15 protein-coding genes are annotated in these 14,606 nt (G+C 46.5%); 5 read left to right on the top strand and 10 right to left on the bottom strand.

Annotated features, from left to right (window positions below):
* Positions 1–43: 43 nt before the first annotated feature.
* Entirely contained in the window at positions 44–208 is a 165-nt protein-coding gene (locus tag LFX25_RS12340) for a transcriptional regulator (protein WP_238730506.1), read from the top strand.
* A 35-nt stretch (positions 209–243) separates the two neighbouring features.
* On the opposite strand, the gene LFX25_RS12345 is transcribed toward LFX25_RS12340, so the two are convergent.
* The 4 genes from LFX25_RS12345 to mutL form a co-directional block, all read right to left on the bottom strand.
* Entirely contained in the window at positions 244–1,515 is a 1,272-nt protein-coding gene (locus tag LFX25_RS12345; protein ID WP_238730507.1) for a replication-associated recombination protein A, read from the bottom strand.
* On the bottom strand, positions 1,512–1,739 hold the full coding sequence (locus tag LFX25_RS12350) for a hypothetical protein (protein ID WP_238730508.1): 228 nt from the start codon (positions 1,737–1,739) through the stop codon (positions 1,512–1,514). The genes LFX25_RS12345 and LFX25_RS12350 overlap by 4 nt, the downstream gene beginning before the upstream one ends.
* A 62-nt stretch (positions 1,740–1,801) precedes the next feature.
* A complete protein-coding gene (locus LFX25_RS12355; protein ID WP_238730509.1) occupies positions 1,802–2,422 on the bottom strand; it encodes a YqaA family protein in 621 nt (206 codons plus the stop codon).
* Entirely contained in the window at positions 2,391–4,181 is a 1,791-nt protein-coding gene (gene mutL / locus LFX25_RS12360; protein ID WP_238731592.1) for a DNA mismatch repair endonuclease MutL, read from the bottom strand. Before mutL ends, LFX25_RS12355 begins: the two co-directional genes overlap by 32 nt.
* 493 nt (positions 4,182–4,674) lie before the next feature.
* On the opposite strand from mutL, the gene len reads away from it, so the two are divergent.
* From len to LFX25_RS12380, 4 genes are all read left to right on the top strand, one after another.
* Positions 4,675–5,358 carry an endostatin-like outer membrane protein, LenA/LenB family gene (gene len / locus LFX25_RS12365; RefSeq protein WP_238730510.1) on the top strand — a complete coding sequence of 228 codons (684 nt, stop codon included), beginning with the start codon at positions 4,675–4,677 and terminating at the stop codon, positions 5,356–5,358.
* A 628-nt stretch (positions 5,359–5,986) separates the two neighbouring features.
* Positions 5,987–6,937: a sensor domain-containing diguanylate cyclase gene (locus LFX25_RS12370; RefSeq protein ID WP_238730511.1), complete on the top strand. Its 951-nt coding sequence runs from the start codon at positions 5,987–5,989 to the stop codon at positions 6,935–6,937.
* Positions 6,938–7,033: 96 nt separating this feature from the next.
* A complete protein-coding gene (locus tag LFX25_RS12375; RefSeq protein WP_238730512.1) occupies positions 7,034–7,963 on the top strand; it encodes a sensor domain-containing diguanylate cyclase in 930 nt (309 codons plus the stop codon).
* Positions 7,964–8,198: 235 nt separating this feature from the next.
* The gene (locus tag LFX25_RS12380) at positions 8,199–9,134 is read left to right on the top strand and encodes a sensor domain-containing diguanylate cyclase (protein WP_238730513.1); all 936 of its coding nucleotides are present in this window, start codon (positions 8,199–8,201) and stop codon (positions 9,132–9,134) included.
* A 60-nt stretch (positions 9,135–9,194) separates the two neighbouring features.
* Here the strand turns inward: LFX25_RS12380 and LFX25_RS12385 are convergent, their stop codons facing one another.
* From LFX25_RS12385 to murI, 6 genes are all read right to left on the bottom strand, one after another.
* Complete coding sequence (locus LFX25_RS12385; protein ID WP_238730514.1) at positions 9,195–10,451, bottom strand: chloride channel protein; 1,257 nt, start codon at positions 10,449–10,451, stop codon at positions 9,195–9,197.
* Positions 10,452–10,461: 10 nt separating this feature from the next.
* Positions 10,462–11,496, bottom strand: a complete 1,035-nt coding sequence (gene purM / locus LFX25_RS12390; RefSeq protein WP_238730515.1) for a phosphoribosylformylglycinamidine cyclo-ligase — start codon at positions 11,494–11,496, stop codon at positions 10,462–10,464.
* 123 nt (positions 11,497–11,619) lie between these two features.
* Entirely contained in the window at positions 11,620–12,216 is a 597-nt protein-coding gene (lsa19, locus tag LFX25_RS12395; protein WP_238730516.1) for an adhesin Lsa19, read from the bottom strand.
* A 156-nt stretch (positions 12,217–12,372) separates the two neighbouring features.
* A complete protein-coding gene (locus tag LFX25_RS12400) occupies positions 12,373–12,924 on the bottom strand; it encodes a cupin domain-containing protein (RefSeq protein ID WP_238730517.1) in 552 nt (183 codons plus the stop codon).
* A 243-nt stretch (positions 12,925–13,167) separates the two neighbouring features.
* Complete coding sequence (locus tag LFX25_RS12405; RefSeq protein WP_238730518.1) at positions 13,168–13,755, bottom strand: RNA polymerase sigma factor; 588 nt, start codon at positions 13,753–13,755, stop codon at positions 13,168–13,170.
* Between the two features lie 2 nt (positions 13,756–13,757).
* Positions 13,758–14,588, bottom strand: a complete 831-nt coding sequence (gene murI, locus LFX25_RS12410; RefSeq protein WP_238730519.1) for a glutamate racemase — start codon at positions 14,586–14,588, stop codon at positions 13,758–13,760.
* Between the last annotated feature and the right edge of the window lie 18 nt (positions 14,589–14,606).

Genomic DNA, 14,606 nt, shown 5'->3' on the forward strand with positions numbered 1-14,606 from the left:
AACGTTTATTAAACCTCGCCGGTCTTACGGCCAAGGAGGAAAGATGTTCCAATCCGAATTCAAACAAAAAAAGACGAAAGAAACGATTCAGTCGATTCAACAGCGAAATTCCGAATCCAACCGGATTCAAACGGAAACGGGAAAAGGTTTTAAACTGGAAGCCGACGCGAAACAAGTCAAGGCTCGTCCGGAACTTTACGACAAATAATCAATCCGCCGCGCTCTTCGAACGATCGAAGTCATTCAATCCCCTTTTTTCCAAGAAGTTTTTTCCCAGACCTTTTCCAGATATTCCTTCAACTTCAACTCGGCTCCGTTTCCCGTCGGAAAGTAAAAACGGGGCGGGTGATCCGCATATTCGTCCGGGAAATAATTTTGTTCCTTAAACCCTCCGAAGTCGTGCGGATAAATATAACCTTGGGAGGCCCCTTCCTTTTTATGAAGAAAGGTGGGCGCGTTTCGAAGACGATTCGGAATTTTAATCCCGGTTCCTTTTTCTCGAACGAAAGAAAGCGCCGCTCCCAATCCCTTGTAGCTCGCATTCGATTTCGGGCAGGAGGCTAAGAAGGTCGTGACGTGCGCGAGAATCAATCTTCCTTCCGGCATTCCGATCGCCTCTAACGCGTGTAAGCCGGAAACCGCGAGGGGCAAACCGTTTACGGAAGCGTTTCCCACGTCCTCACTCGCGAGAATGATCAATCTTCGCATAATAAAAAGAGGATCTTCCCCTCCTTCCAAAAGAACGGCGAGATAATACAAGGCCGCGTCGGGATCGCTTCCCCGCACCGATTTGATAAACGCGGAAATCACGTCGTAGTGCGATTCTCCGCTTTTGTCGTATTCGATCACGCGGCTTTCTAGATATTCCTCCACGTCCGATTTGGAAATCGTATGACCTTCCGGAAAACTGAAGCTGAGTCCTTCGAGGTTCGAAAGAAGTTTCCTTCCGTCCCCTCCCGAAAAACGGATCAGCGTTTCCTTCGCTTCGTCGTTTAGATTTATAGAATATGCAAGATTTTGAATGCCTCTTTCCAAAAGGGAGGATTGTTCCTCCAGGCTCAAAGGTTCGATTTTCAGGATTTGACAACGGGATAAAAGAGGTCTTGTGATTCGGAAGGCCGGGTTTTCGGTCGTGGCGCCGATCAGTACGAGATGGCCCGTTTCCACTCCTTTCAAAAGACTGTCCTGCTGCGAAGCGCTGAAGCGGTGGATCTCGTCCAAAAACAAAAGGATGGTTCCTTCCCGTTCCGCTCGTTCCAAAAGTTTTTTGATTTCGGCGACACCGGTGGAAACGGCGTTGTATTCGACATACGGAAGATTCCATTTGCGGCAAAGAATTCCGGCTAACGTGGATTTTCCGGTTCCCGGCGGACCGTAAAGAATGATGGAAACGGGAGATCGATAGTTGACGAGTTGTTTGGTGGCCCTCGTCTGACCGATGACCTCTTCGAAACTGGAAGGACGGATTTTATGCGCAAGAGGGGGAATCGGCTTCTTTGTAAAAAGATCGCTCAAGAAACTTCCAACTCGTTTTTGATTTTTCGAAGACAGGTTCGGATCGTCGCGTTGCAGACGTCGCAGGCGCTGTGACAACAAACCAAAGATTGTTCCCGGATATTTCCCTGCAGAACGTTTTCGATCAGGGCTTGGATCCGAATCGGAAGATCGAACAGATCCAGATTCTCTCGGATGACTTCTTCTCTCGTTTTCGGAAATAGATTGGGTTGATTCGTTTCCAAGAGTTTAACCTTGAACCAAAAATTCTTTCATTCGATTGGACTGCGTTTGCAAGCCGAACGGCTCACATTCCGCCTCCGACCCAACCGAATTGAATCAGATAATAGAATACTATAAAACGCGGAATTCGAAAAAGACAACCCTGAAAAAACAAAACGTATCTCATTTTCATCGCGCCCGCCGCCAAAGAAACCCAGGAATACGGAAGCGGAGTCAATGCGGCCAAGACCACGGCCCAAAAACCGTATCGATGCAGATAGTGTTCTAGCTTTTGTTCGTGTTTTTTGACGAAGCTCGCGATTCCTTCTATCTTAGGCAGAAGAATTCTCCCGGTAAGATACGAAATCGTTCCTCCGATGAGACTTCCGATCGAAGCGGATGCGATGACTAAAATCGAATTCAACTTTCCCGCAACGGCGATCATCAGAAAGACGTCGGGCGGAATGAATACGTGCAGGGAATCCGCAAGTAGAATGCCGATCCCGACTCCGAACACTCCGGTGATGTCTATGAACTTTTGTGAAACGGCAAGGACGGGTTCGGGAAACACGCGCGCCAAGAACACGACTCCCAATACGAGAATCACGATTCCGACTAACGTTTGACGGAATAATTTTCGAACGACTCTATCCGGTTCTTTACCGGGAATTTCTTCATTTTCTGTGGAACATTCTTTCGAGGTCATCTCTGCTCAACTTTACTAAGGTGGGTCTTCCGTGCGGACAACGGGAAGGATTTTCGCAATAACTCAGTCTGTTTAAAATTTCGGCGAGGATCGGATCCGAAAGCTGATCCCCTTTTTTGATCGCGGAACGGCAGGCGACACACTTTGCCATCAAGTCGTATAACTCGGGTTCGGTGGTTTCCTTTCCTTCGGTTCGGTTTAGAAAATCGAGAATGATTTCCTTTTCCTCTCCCGGTTCCATATAAGCCGGAATTTCCCGAAGAACCACGCTGTCCTCCCCGAGCGGATCGAGGTGAATTCCGACTTCTTCGTATTCCTTACGTCGGTTTAAAATTTCTTCCTGTTCCTGTTTGGAAACGTCGATTCGAATCGGCGTCAAAAGCGGCTGGATTCCGTAATTCTTCTTTTCTAGTTTTCGAAGAACTTCTTCGTATCGGATTCGTTCGTGCGCCGTATGTTGATCGATGATGTAAAAACCGTCTTCCGCTTCCGCGAGGATAAACGTTTCGAATAGAACTCCGAAGTGTTTTTTCGGAACAAAGGAAGAATGTTTCACCCGTTCGTCGGTAAGCGCCGAAAGAGAAGCTCCCGGTCCCATTCTTTCCAGATCGAAACCTTCCTGTCTGGGAATTTCGCTGAACAACTCTCGACTGAGCAGCGGACTCTCCTGCGCTCGGGAAGAAGAATGCGCTTGATACAAAGAACTCGTTTTAAACGCATCGGGTGTCGGTCTTAAAAGACGTTTTTTCAATTCTAAAAAACTGACCGGAGTGCTAGATCGCAATTCCTTTTGAATGAGAGTGAGAAAAAATCCGTTGAAACCTTCCTCGTCCAAAAAGCGGATTTCTTTTTTGGCTGGATGGACGTTAACGTCCACTCGGGAAGGATCGATATCGAAAAATAAAAAACAATACGGATGTCCATTCGGAGGAAGCAGTTCGTCATACGCTTTTTTTAAAAGAACGGAGCTGTACTTGATTTCGATCGGTCTTCCGTTGATGAAGATGAATTGTCCGGTCCGATTCGATTTATAAAAATCGGGATCGCTGATATAACCGTAGGCTTTGATTCCGCCCCGTTCCAAACTCACTTCCAAAAGATGATCCCGGAAATTCTCCCCGAACAGATCGATGATCCGATCCTTTTTATTTTCCCTGGAAGGAAGAACGAACACTTCCTTTCCGTCTTGAAAAAGACGAAAGCGAACGTCTTCTCTCGCAAGCGCTTGCGTCGTTACGCGGTCGCGGATCTTTTTATCTTCGGAGCGGATCGACTTTAGGAATTTTCTGCGGACGGGAGTGTTAAAGAAAAGTTCTTCCACGAGAATTTTCGTTCCCGTAAATCCGGGAATTTCTTCTCGATCGGAAATCGTTCCTCCGGTCGAACGGATCTTCCAAGCGGTTTTCTGATCCTTGGTTCCGCTTTCCAACGTTAGGCGGGATACCGACGCGATGGAAGCGAGCGCTTCGCCGCGGAATCCGTAACTCAAAACGGATTCAAGATCCTTATAATCTCGGATCTTACTCGTGGCATGTCGTTTTAACGCAGGTTCCAAATCTTCGGGAGCGATTCCCGAACCGTTATCGGTGATCCGCAACAAGGAGAGACCGCCGTCCTTGGATTCGATGTCCACTTGAGTCGCACCCGCGTCCATGGAATTTTCCATCAGCTCTTTCACGACGGAATGCGCGGATTCGATGACCTCGCCGGCGGCGATTTGATTGATGAGTTCCGGACTGAGTTCTTGGATTTTCCCCATGGATGGTTCCAATGTCGGAACTCCGACCAAGACTGTCAATCGGGGAAATGGTCGAAAACCGGCGGAGTAGCGAATCTTTCCAAACTTCCTCCGAATCGGGAATCTTCGTAAACGGTAGAAGCTTACAATCGGAACGATTCTTTTTTTCAACGTTTTTATCCTGAATCCGCAAACCGTTTCCGGATTCCCCAAAAGAATGACAACGCGCTCGAACCTACGAACAAATGTCTGTCATATTATAAACGGAATATTAAATTTTACGAATACTCCATTCAAACGGATAACAAACCGAAAACGTTTCGCTACAATCCGCGGATGTTTCATTCACATGGAAGCCTGTTTCATAAAATTATTTCCAAATGCTGAAAATTATTAAGCGAAGTCCGGTTTCTAGATTCGGATTCGTTTGCGGCTCTGTTTCGTTCCCGTGAAAAATAAAAAGATTAGAGTAAGATAGGCCGAAGACGAACCGACTACAAACAAAGGACATACAATGTTTAAAAAGATTTTTCTTACTCTGCTGACGGGAACGATCGCAGCGACTCTTTGCTCCTGCGAAGACAAAAAGAAAGACGACACAAGTCTTCTTTTTCTTCTTCTCGGATCCGCAAGCGGCGCGATAGGAACGGCGCCCTCCTGCAAAGACGCTTCGTTTTGCAGGACGTTTATTGCGACAAACAACGGCGCCGGTTACAACGGAAACTTAGGCGGAATCGCGGGAGCCGACGCAAAATGTATGGCCGCAAGACCAAGCGGTTTAAACGGAACGTATAAAGCGTTGCTCGTTTCTTTTAACGTCCGCGAAGTCGTTTTTGCCGGAGACGGAAGTCCGGGTCTGATCGATTGGGTCTTGTATCCGAATAAACAATATCGAAGAAGCGACGGAACCACCGTTACGTTTACGACCAACGCAAACTCGACCGTCACCGCAAACCTTGCAAACGGAATCGATGCGGGAGCGCAGAAGTTCTTTTGGAACGGTTTCAACGGAGGTCCGGGAACCTTTCCTTGGGAAGTTGCATCCGATTGCAACGCGTGGGCTTCCAACGACGGAAACAATGCAGGGCAAGCCGGAAACACGACTTCGACCAATCCGAACGATGTTCCCGGAGGAGCGTTTACGGTAGATACGTGGAACTGTAACGCAAACTTAAATCTTCTCTGCGTCGAACAGTAAGTAAAATGGAGAATGGCGAGCCTAGGCCGCCATTTTCCACTCCGAATCAACCCGTTTCTAAGAGCGAGTCTAAAGACCTTAGATGTGGGAACTCTCACAAAAAGAAATAGAAGCGAATCTATGAAATTCTGTGCCAGAAACGCAATGTGTGGGAACTCTCACAAACGTTAGGAACTTGACAGCCGTTTCTTTTAGAGTTATGAGTCGCGCTCTAAATCCAACCAGTTCCTATCATCCTAAATCTTCAGAATGTGAGATCAAAGCGGAAACCGACTTCGTTCCTTTCTTGTTTACTTGAAATCTCATTCGTTAAAAATAAATCATCCTATAAATTAACAGTCATATTTAAAATTTAGATTATTCAAAATAAAAATCAAAAGCATTTTTGTCAAAACCTCCGTATCCAGAATCGCCTAACAAAGAAATTCGACGCAAAGACCGCGACTTTAAAAAAAAGGAGCCGGTTTCGAACGCTTCTAAATGGAAGCAAAAAAAAGGGTGAAAAACACATAGTAATTTATGAAAAAAGCCGCGCTCGAAACGTTGTAAAAGTGAGAGCACAAAAAGGATTACATTTTTTGAATATGTTTCCGATAATAAATGGGATGCGATTCAAGGAAGGCCAAGGATGAATTTCGAAAAAGAATACGATCTGGAAAAACTTGTAAACAATTGTCTGGATTTGCTGTCGATTCAGCGTTTGGACGGCACCGTTTTGCAAGTAAATCCTTCGTTCGAGCGCGTTCTCGGATGGACGGAAGAGGAACTCGTCGGCAGACAACCGTTTCATCTTCTTCACCCGGACGACGAAGAAGCTACCTTTCAGGAATTCGAAAAATTAAATCAGGGACTTCCCACTCTTTCTTTTCAAAACCGATTCCGTTGCAAGGATGGAAACTATAAATTCTTCGCCTGGACCGCATTTCCCGATCTAAAGGCGGGTTTAATCTATGTGACGGGACGGGATATTTCCGAACTCGTCGAAACAAATCAAAAGGTCAATCAACTCGCTGCGGATCTCAAGGAAGCGAACGACCAATTGTTCGAACAGGCTTACAGCGACCCATTGACAAAACTTAAAAACAGAAGAGCGTTCAACGAGGAAATGAACTGCATCGTTCATCAATCTCTCACCAAAGGACATTCCCTTTCGCTTCTGATGATCGATGTGGATTACTTTAAGGACTACAACGATCAATTCGGGCATCTCGCGGGAGATCAGGTTTTGATCGACCTTTCTTCACTGTTGACCCAAACGCTCCGCCAACACGACGTGATCGCAAGATACGGAGGGGAGGAATTCATCGTCGCCATGCCCGATACTTCCGAAACGGCCGCGAGCCAAATCGCGGAACGGCTTCTTCAAATCATCCGTGAATTCCCCTGGAAAAAAAGATCCGTAACGATCAGCATCGGAGTTTCCACCCTCTCCGGAAATCAAAAATCCCGGATCGAAAACAACGTTCATCTTATGAATCTGATAGAATCCGCCGACCGGGCCTTGTATCATTCTAAGATGTGCGGAAGAGATCGGACGACTCACAGTTCTCGAATCGCATCCGAAAGCCAATCCTTGTAATCGAAAAGATCCAGTTCTTCCTCCATCGAAAAGAACCGGCTTCCATACAAAGGATTTCGCTTAACAATTTGGAAAAATCTTTTCAGGAAGGTGCGTATGGGTTATCAAAAGGAATACAATCTAGAAAAATTCTACCAGTATTCCCTGGATTTATTTTCGATCCAAAGACTGGACGGAACGGTCATCTCGGTGAATCCTTCGTTCCACAGAATCCTAGGATGGACCGAAGAGGAACTTCTCGGAAAAACTCCCTTTCATCTGCTGCATCCGGACGATCAGGATATGATTAAAATGGAATTCGAAAAATTGGACGGAGGCATTCCGAGAACTTCCATCCAAAATCGGGTTCGCTGCACCGATGGGAGTTATAAACATTTTGCATGGACCGGATATCCGGATCTAGAAGCGGGATTGGTCTATGTTACCGGAAGAGACATCACCGAAACGATCGAGTCGAATCAAAAGATCAGTCAACTCGCATCCGAACTGAAGGAAGCCAATGATCGATTGTTTGAGCAGGCCACGACCGATCCTTTGACAAAATTGAAAAATCGAAGAGCCTTTACGGAAGAACTTCAATATCTGATGCATCACGCTCAAAATCATAAAAGTCATCTTTCTTTGCTCATGATCGACGTGGACCATTTCAAAGAATACAACGACAAATTCGGTCATCCGGCGGGAGATGCGATATTAGTAAATCTCGCCAAGTTACTCACCGAAACTCTTCCAAAAAACGCAACGCTGGCCCGATACGGAGGAGAAGAATTCATCGTTGCTCTACCCGACACGTCGCGAACGCGCGCGATCGAAGTGGCCGAAAAATTGACCTCCACAATCAGAAAATTCGATTGGGAAAACAGGAGTATAACGATCAGCATCGGTGCTGCAACAACCGGACCGATGTTAAACGAAGTCAACCATGCGTTCGACGCGAAAGAACTTTTAGAAAATGCAGACAAAGCCCTTTACGTCTCGAAAGCAACCGGAAGAAATCGGGCGACTCATAGCCACTCGGAAGCATAAAGACAGTGCATCAAAGGATAAATTTTTCAAAATTCAGCCCAAGAGGAACAAGAATCCCCGATCAGCATTATTCGTTTTTATAAAAACGAATGGGCGATGAATGATATTCTATAAATCGAATATATTCTTTGATCTCCGAATAAACTCGATTCCGTTTTTTTCTTTAATATTCTTATTTCTACCAGTAAAATACCGATCATTAAACGAATTGGGTTTCGAGAAAAAAGATAACGATATGTATAACGGAATCAAATACGACATCGAAAAGTTTTTCGATTATTCTCTCGATATGCTTTGCATCGCTAAAATCGACGGATACATTTTCAAGATCAATCCTTCCTTTCAAAAAGCGTTCGGTTGGGCGACCGAGGAATTGCTGGCGTTTAATTCTTATTCTTACCTGCATCCGGAGGACGTGGAACCGACTTACAAGGTAATCGAGGAACTCATACAAGGAATTCCGATTTTATCGTTTCAAAACCGATATCGTTGCTCCGACGGAAACTATAAGAATTTTTCCTGGACCGCGTTCCCGGATCGATCCGCCGGTTTGATTTATGCGATCGGAAGAGACATCACCGAAATCGTGGAGTCGAATCGAAAGCTCAATCAGCTCGCGGCCGAATTGAAGAACGCAAACGATCGATTGTTCGAACAAGCCTCCACCGACCCCCTTACGAAATTAAAAAACAGAAGAACCTTCAACGAAGAGTTGCAATTCTTAATCGAAGCCGCTCGTAGAAAGAAGGGATTTCTTTCCTTAATCATGATCGACGTCGATCATTTCAAAGAATACAACGACCGCTTCGGTCATCCAGCGGGAGATAGAGTTCTCGTAGGATTGGCCCGTGTTCTTACCGAAACGCTGCGGGTAAGCGACCTTTTAGCCCGATTCGGGGGAGAAGAATTCGTAATCGCCTTGCCCGATATGCCCGAACCAAAGGCGATCGAAGTGGCGGAACGATTGGTGACGATGGTTCGAAAACAATCCTGGGAAAACACTCCGATCACGATCAGCGCGGGGATCTCGACCCTCGATTTCGGAAAACAGACGGATCAATCCCCGTACGCCGATTGTGCGTCGGAAATCATCGAAGAAGCGGATCAGGCCTTATATCGCTCGAAAGCGAACGGAAGAAATTGTCACACGCATAGTTCCAAAACATTCTAAATTTTAAATATTCAAAAATCCGAATCAGTCCAATCTCTAAATTGAAACGCGATCGAAATCCTAACCTTCTTTCCCTTGCGTTTTGATGAACGGCTCTTTCGGAGATAGAAAATATCCGCTTAAACTCGCGATCAAAACCGGAGTAAAACTGTAAAGTCCGGTCAGTTCGGACAACAAAATCGTGGTCGAAATCGGCGTTTTGGTTACGGAAGAATTTACGGCCGCCATCAGACAGATCATTAGAAAGGATTCGTTTTCGCTCGGAAGAATTCCGAACAAAAGTTTTCCGGCGCAGGCTCCGAGAAAAAACAGAGGAATGATGATTCCCCCTCTCCATCCGGTGGAAACGGTAGTCGTAATCGCGAACGTCTTCCAGAAAATCAGCGCGACCAAAAAGAGGAGAGTGAATTTTCCTTCCACGATCTGATTGAGCTGATCGTGGCCGAAAAATCGGGTCAACGGAATCTGCCAAGCGATCAAACCCAATACGAGACCGCCCAACAAGGTTTTCCAATAGATCGGTCCGGGAATTTTAGAATACGCCCAACGGCTTGCGACGAACAATCCGTGAAACATCCAGCCCAAGGCCGCGCCGATCCCCCCCAGCAAAAGTGCATATAAGAAATCTTGAATGTCTCCGGGAACGTATTGCGGAAACTGCCAGGTAGGCTGCAAACCTGCGTGCGTCATCCAAAGAAATACGAAAAACGCCGAGGTGCTGGATAAGAACGCGGGAAGAAGAGCCTTATAGTATTCGACTACGTGTCTGTGTTGCAGAATCTCAAGCGCAAATAACGCGCCCCCGAGCGGGGAACCGAAAAGGGAGGTAAAACCGGCGGCCATTCCGGCTATCGTCATGGATCTGTATTCTTCTCCCGTGAGTCTAAGTTTTTCCGCGAACCAATTTCCGAATGAACCGGTGATTTGTACGAGAGGCGCCTCCGGTCCCGCGCTTCCTCCCGCCGAGATGCTCAACAAAGAGGAAAGAGCCATGGAAGGATTTTGACTCGCTTCGAGTTTTCCGCCGCGAAACCGTATATTATCGATTACTAATGAGATTTCTCCGGGTTCTCCCAAAAGATGAATGATGAGTCCGACGAGCAAACCGCAGACGGCCATAAACGGAACCGTATAAACGCCGGAAACCGCGGACGCGAAACGGATGAGATATTCCAAGAGCATCCAAAACGCGGCTGAAAAAAGTCCGCCCGCAACTCCGAGGATCAGATAAAAAAACGTGAGCCTCGAAAGCATAAAGGGATTCTTTTTGGAAAGAACCAAAACCCTGGATCGAAGAAGTTCCGCGATCGTGATCATAGATGTGCTGTTAGACGAAGATTACTTCTTCTTTCTTACCGGAGACGATCTCACCGATTAGATGAACGGATTCTCCCGTGGATTCCAAAAACTCCTTGGCTGAGTTTACGTTTTCCTCGGAAACGACGAGCATATAACCGATTCCCATGTTGAAGGTCGCGAACAATTCGAGTTCGTCGAGTTTGTGGTCCTTTTTGATTTTTTCGAAAAAATATCCGGAAGGAATCTTGTCCTTGAAAAACTTCGCCTGCGATTCGGCAGGAAGAACTCTCGGAACATTCTCCTGATAACCTCCGCCCGTGATGTGCACCATTCCCTTTACGGGAACTTTTTGCAGAAGTTTTAATATACTGGAAACGTAGATGCGCGTCGGTTTGAGCGCGTAATCTTTGAGAAACTTGACTTGTTCCGGATCGGAAGGAAGATGTTTTCCATCCTTTAAGAGAAGTTTTCGAATGAGTGAAAAACCGTTGCTGTGAGGACCGCTGGATTCGAGTCCTAAGATTTTATCTCCGGGACGAATCAAAGAACCGTCGATCATCTGATCCTTTTCCACCGCGCCGACCACAAAACCCGCGAGATCGAATTCGTCCTCTTTCATCGTACCGGGATGTTCCGCGGTTTCTCCTCCGAGCAAGGAAGCGTTGGACAACTTACATCCGTGAACGATACCCGCGACGATCTTTTCCATTTTTTCGGGATCGAGTTTTCCGCAGGCGATATAATCCAAAAAGAAAAGAGGTTCTCCCCCGCAGACAAGAATGTCGTTTACGCACATCGCGACGAGATCGATTCCCACCGTGTCGAAGGTATTCAAAAGACGAGCGAGTTCGATTTTTGTTCCGACACCGTCGGTTCCGGAAAGTAGAATGGGTTGATTGTATTTTTTAAGAACGCTGACGTCGTAGGCTCCTGCAAAACCGCCGAGGCCGCCGAGAACTCTCGGGCCGTGTGTGGATTCCACGTTTTGTTTGATCTTTCGGACGAACTCTTGTCCTTTTTCAGTGTCCACACCCGCACTTTTGTATGTGATCTTTTCTTCCATTCCCAAAGTCCCGACTCTTTTTTAGGAATAGCTTGAGAAATAGGAGATCCCTGCACACAAAAAAAAACCGGACTCTTAAGGGAAATCCGGCACTTAAGGACGAAGATTCGGGAATTCAGGAAATCATTTCATTTGGTCGATCTGCTCCATTGCGGCTAATTCTTCTTTTGCGGCCGTTCTTGCTTTCAGATTCGTATCGCCCGGTTTTAAATCCACGGCTTGTCCGGCTTCGATCAAAACTTTTGCGTTGTCGGATTTACGGGTGATCTCGACGGCTCCTTCACGAACCGCAAAGGTTCCCGATTCGTCTTTGCCGTTCACTCTTCCCCAAAATTGAGTTCCGCGAACTGCGGCCACAACGGTAGGAGTGTCGACGAGCAGGCTCTGGCCTTTCGCGAGTTTGCCGGCCTTAATCAAAACGTTTCCTTCGCTCACTTGAAAGGAAGCGCTATCCGCGTTGAGTTCCGCCAAGGTCGCCGTGCTTCCCCCCAAAAGACGGAAACTTCCCAGTTTGGAAGTAAGATCCAAAACCGCATCGGCATCGGTTTTCACGGATTGTTTTTCGGTCACGTTTGCGAGCGGAGAAAGTTCCTTTCCTGTTTCGACGACGGAAGCCTTTCCTTTGAGAAAGGTAACGACTGCGTCGGAACTTTCGGCCGCTTGGCGTTTACAAACCGTGCAAAGAGAAAGAACAGCGATCGCTGTTAGTAAACGGATCATAGTTACTCCGAGATGAATCCTCTATGGAGGAGTTTTCGTATTATACTCTAGTTCGAAAAAAACGGATCGAATTTTTAGAGGAAAGTTAGGAAATTTATTTCAAAAAAAGAAAAACGGTTTTTGGAAATTTATTTCCAAAGAAAGCGCTTTTAAAAATTAGGAAAAAAATTTCCCGGATGCGGAGAAGTCGGATTCTCCCGTTACGATCAAAAATTCCGCGCCGGACGCGGTGGTGAATTTTTTGTGTTTGGATCCCGCGTTCGCCCTGTGGAAATCTCCGGCTTGCATCGTAGCTCCCGCGATGTTTAAGTCGCCTTTTATCAAAAGACAATCCTCGGCGCTACTATGAGAATGCGCTGGAAAAACCGCGTTCGGTTCCATCCGTATCATGAGCGTTACGGTTTGTCGCTTTGTATCGTGGTTGAGAATTTTGTATTCCACTCCCTCGAACGGACTCTTTTTCCAGAGAGAGATTTCGCCGTCTCGGACAAAGAGGAAGTCTTCGGCCGGAGTTCCGTCCACAAGGAAGGAGGATATGATCGTATCTCTTACGGAAGATTCGGGTAGGATCTCGTTTAAAGAAGAAAGCGCTTGTAAATGAAAAATTTCTTCGAGTTCCGCATTCGTGGGAGAAGGATCAAAGACCTCGTTCGGAAAAACGAAATCCTCCCAGCGTTCTCTCGGTTCCGGATTGGAGTGCGAAGTCATATTTCTATCACCCTACTTTTCTATACGTTCGGCAAGGGAATTCGGATTCTTTTTTTTCGCAAATTTGTAAAGTTCCGACAAGATTCATGAATTCTGCTGGAATACAGGAGGTTTTTCTGATAGAGGAAAATTTGCGGAACTACTCCCGCCACCTCACCCCACCACCCAAAATCCGGGCGGGGCGCGCTCTGTGTTACGGCAAAATCCGTAGGAACTACCACAAAATCCCTCACCACAATCCTTTTACGACCAATCCTTGAGTTTGTCTCGCAATTCCAAAAGTCCCGTTCGAATCCGCGACTTCACCGTTCCTAAAGGAAGTTTGTATTTTTCAGCGATTTCGCTCTGACTGAGTCCGCTCCAATACGCTTCCTGCAAAAGAACCGAAATTTCCGGAGCTAAAGAAGCGACCGCCTCGCGAACACGAGTCAGCAACGAAGAATCCATGGCCGCTTGAAAAACGGAATCCCGGGCGACGCCTGGTTTTTCCGTAAATATTTCCCGAAACTCCGTGCTTTGTTTTCGATTCTTATAATCGGAAGAACGCAACTTGGAAACCGCCGCGTTACGCGCAATCGTAGTCAACCAAGTCAAGGGAGAAGATCGTTCCGGCTTGAATTGATCCGCCTTGTTCCACAAAATCGTGAATACTTCCTGGAGAATTTCTTCGGCTTCTTCGCGGTTCATTAGAATTTTATAAATTACGGAATAAAGGAGCGATCCGTAGAGATCGTAAAATTTTTCGAGCGACTTGGGATCTTTTCGAACGATTCCTTCCAGGAGCGACTGTGCCTCGGAAGAATTTTTCCCGAAAAAAGAGGATGCGGACAAAGTTACGCTCTGGTTCGCGATCCCAAAAGATCGGACGCAAGCGTAGAATGGAACGGATCTTCGCTGTTTAAGAGGAGCTTGTATGTAAGAGAGGCGGATTGCAAACCGTTATGACTCGAATTCTGCATCGTTACATCCGTTTGCAAAGAATCAAAAACGGCGTCTCCGATCTTTCCGGCAACTTGCAGAGAATTCAAAAGATGCCGAACCGTCCCCTCGTTTCCGTCGTAGATTTTCACTCCCGGAAAATTCGTTTCAATGATTTGCTTTAAAAAAACGTAATGCGTGCAGCCCAACACCAGATTGTCTACATCCTTCTCTTTCAAATCCTTCAAAATCGGTTCGAGATATTTTTCGGCCTCGTCGAATTTTCCCTGATCCACGAGACCGGCCAATCCGGGACAAGAAACCGGGAGGATCAATTCTTCCGCTCTTAATTCCTTTTTGAGCTTCTGCAGTTTCTCTTCTCTTTGCGTGACGGGAGTAGCCAGAAGAGCGATTTTTTTTCCGGGATTTTGTTGGATCGCCGGTTTGATTGCTGGTTCCATTCCGAAAATCGGGATCGTAAATTCTTTTCGAAGCGTTTCAGCCGCAGCGGAAGTCGCGGTATTACACGCGAGTAGAATCGCCGCAACGTTCTCCTCTTGCAATCGAATACAAACGTTTCGTACGATCTCCAGAATCGCCGAAGCGTCCTTTTCGCCGTACGGACTATTCTTTAGATCTCCGTAATATACGACTTCAAGCGGAATTTGATATTTTAGAATTTCCTTAAGAACGGACAAGCCGCCCATACCGGAATCCATCAGTCCGATGCGCAGCGGCTCTTTCAAACTCGAGTCCCCATTCTC

Source organism: Leptospira sanjuanensis, from assembly GCF_022267325.1.
Lineage (GTDB): Bacteria > Spirochaetota > Leptospiria > Leptospirales > Leptospiraceae > Leptospira > Leptospira sanjuanensis.

Excerpts from the sequence above, each read along its gene's own strand:
- purM (WP_238730515.1), bottom strand. The coding sequence starts at position 11,496 with ATGGAAGAAAAGATCACATACAAAAGTGCGGGTGTGGACACTGAAAAA.
- lsa19 (WP_238730516.1), bottom strand. The coding sequence starts at position 12,216 with ATGATCCGTTTACTAACAGCGATCGCTGTTCTTTCTCTTTGCACGGTT.
- LFX25_RS12375 (WP_238730512.1), top strand. The coding sequence starts at position 7,034 with ATGGGTTATCAAAAGGAATACAATCTAGAAAAATTCTACCAGTATTCC.
- LFX25_RS12380 (WP_238730513.1), top strand. The coding sequence starts at position 8,199 with ATGTATAACGGAATCAAATACGACATCGAAAAGTTTTTCGATTATTCT.
- len (WP_238730510.1), top strand. The coding sequence starts at position 4,675 with ATGTTTAAAAAGATTTTTCTTACTCTGCTGACGGGAACGATCGCAGCG.
- LFX25_RS12400 (WP_238730517.1), bottom strand. The coding sequence starts at position 12,924 with ATGACTTCGCACTCCAATCCGGAACCGAGAGAACGCTGGGAGGATTTC.
- LFX25_RS12370 (WP_238730511.1), top strand. The coding sequence starts at position 5,987 with ATGAATTTCGAAAAAGAATACGATCTGGAAAAACTTGTAAACAATTGT.
- mutL (WP_238731592.1), bottom strand. The coding sequence starts at position 4,181 with ATGGGGAAAATCCAAGAACTCAGTCCGGAACTCATCAATCAAATCGCC.
- LFX25_RS12355 (WP_238730509.1), bottom strand. The coding sequence starts at position 2,422 with ATGACCTCGAAAGAATGTTCCACAGAAAATGAAGAAATTCCCGGTAAA.
- LFX25_RS12385 (WP_238730514.1), bottom strand. The coding sequence starts at position 10,451 with ATGATCACGATCGCGGAACTTCTTCGATCCAGGGTTTTGGTTCTTTCC.
- LFX25_RS12340 (WP_238730506.1), top strand. The coding sequence starts at position 44 with ATGTTCCAATCCGAATTCAAACAAAAAAAGACGAAAGAAACGATTCAG.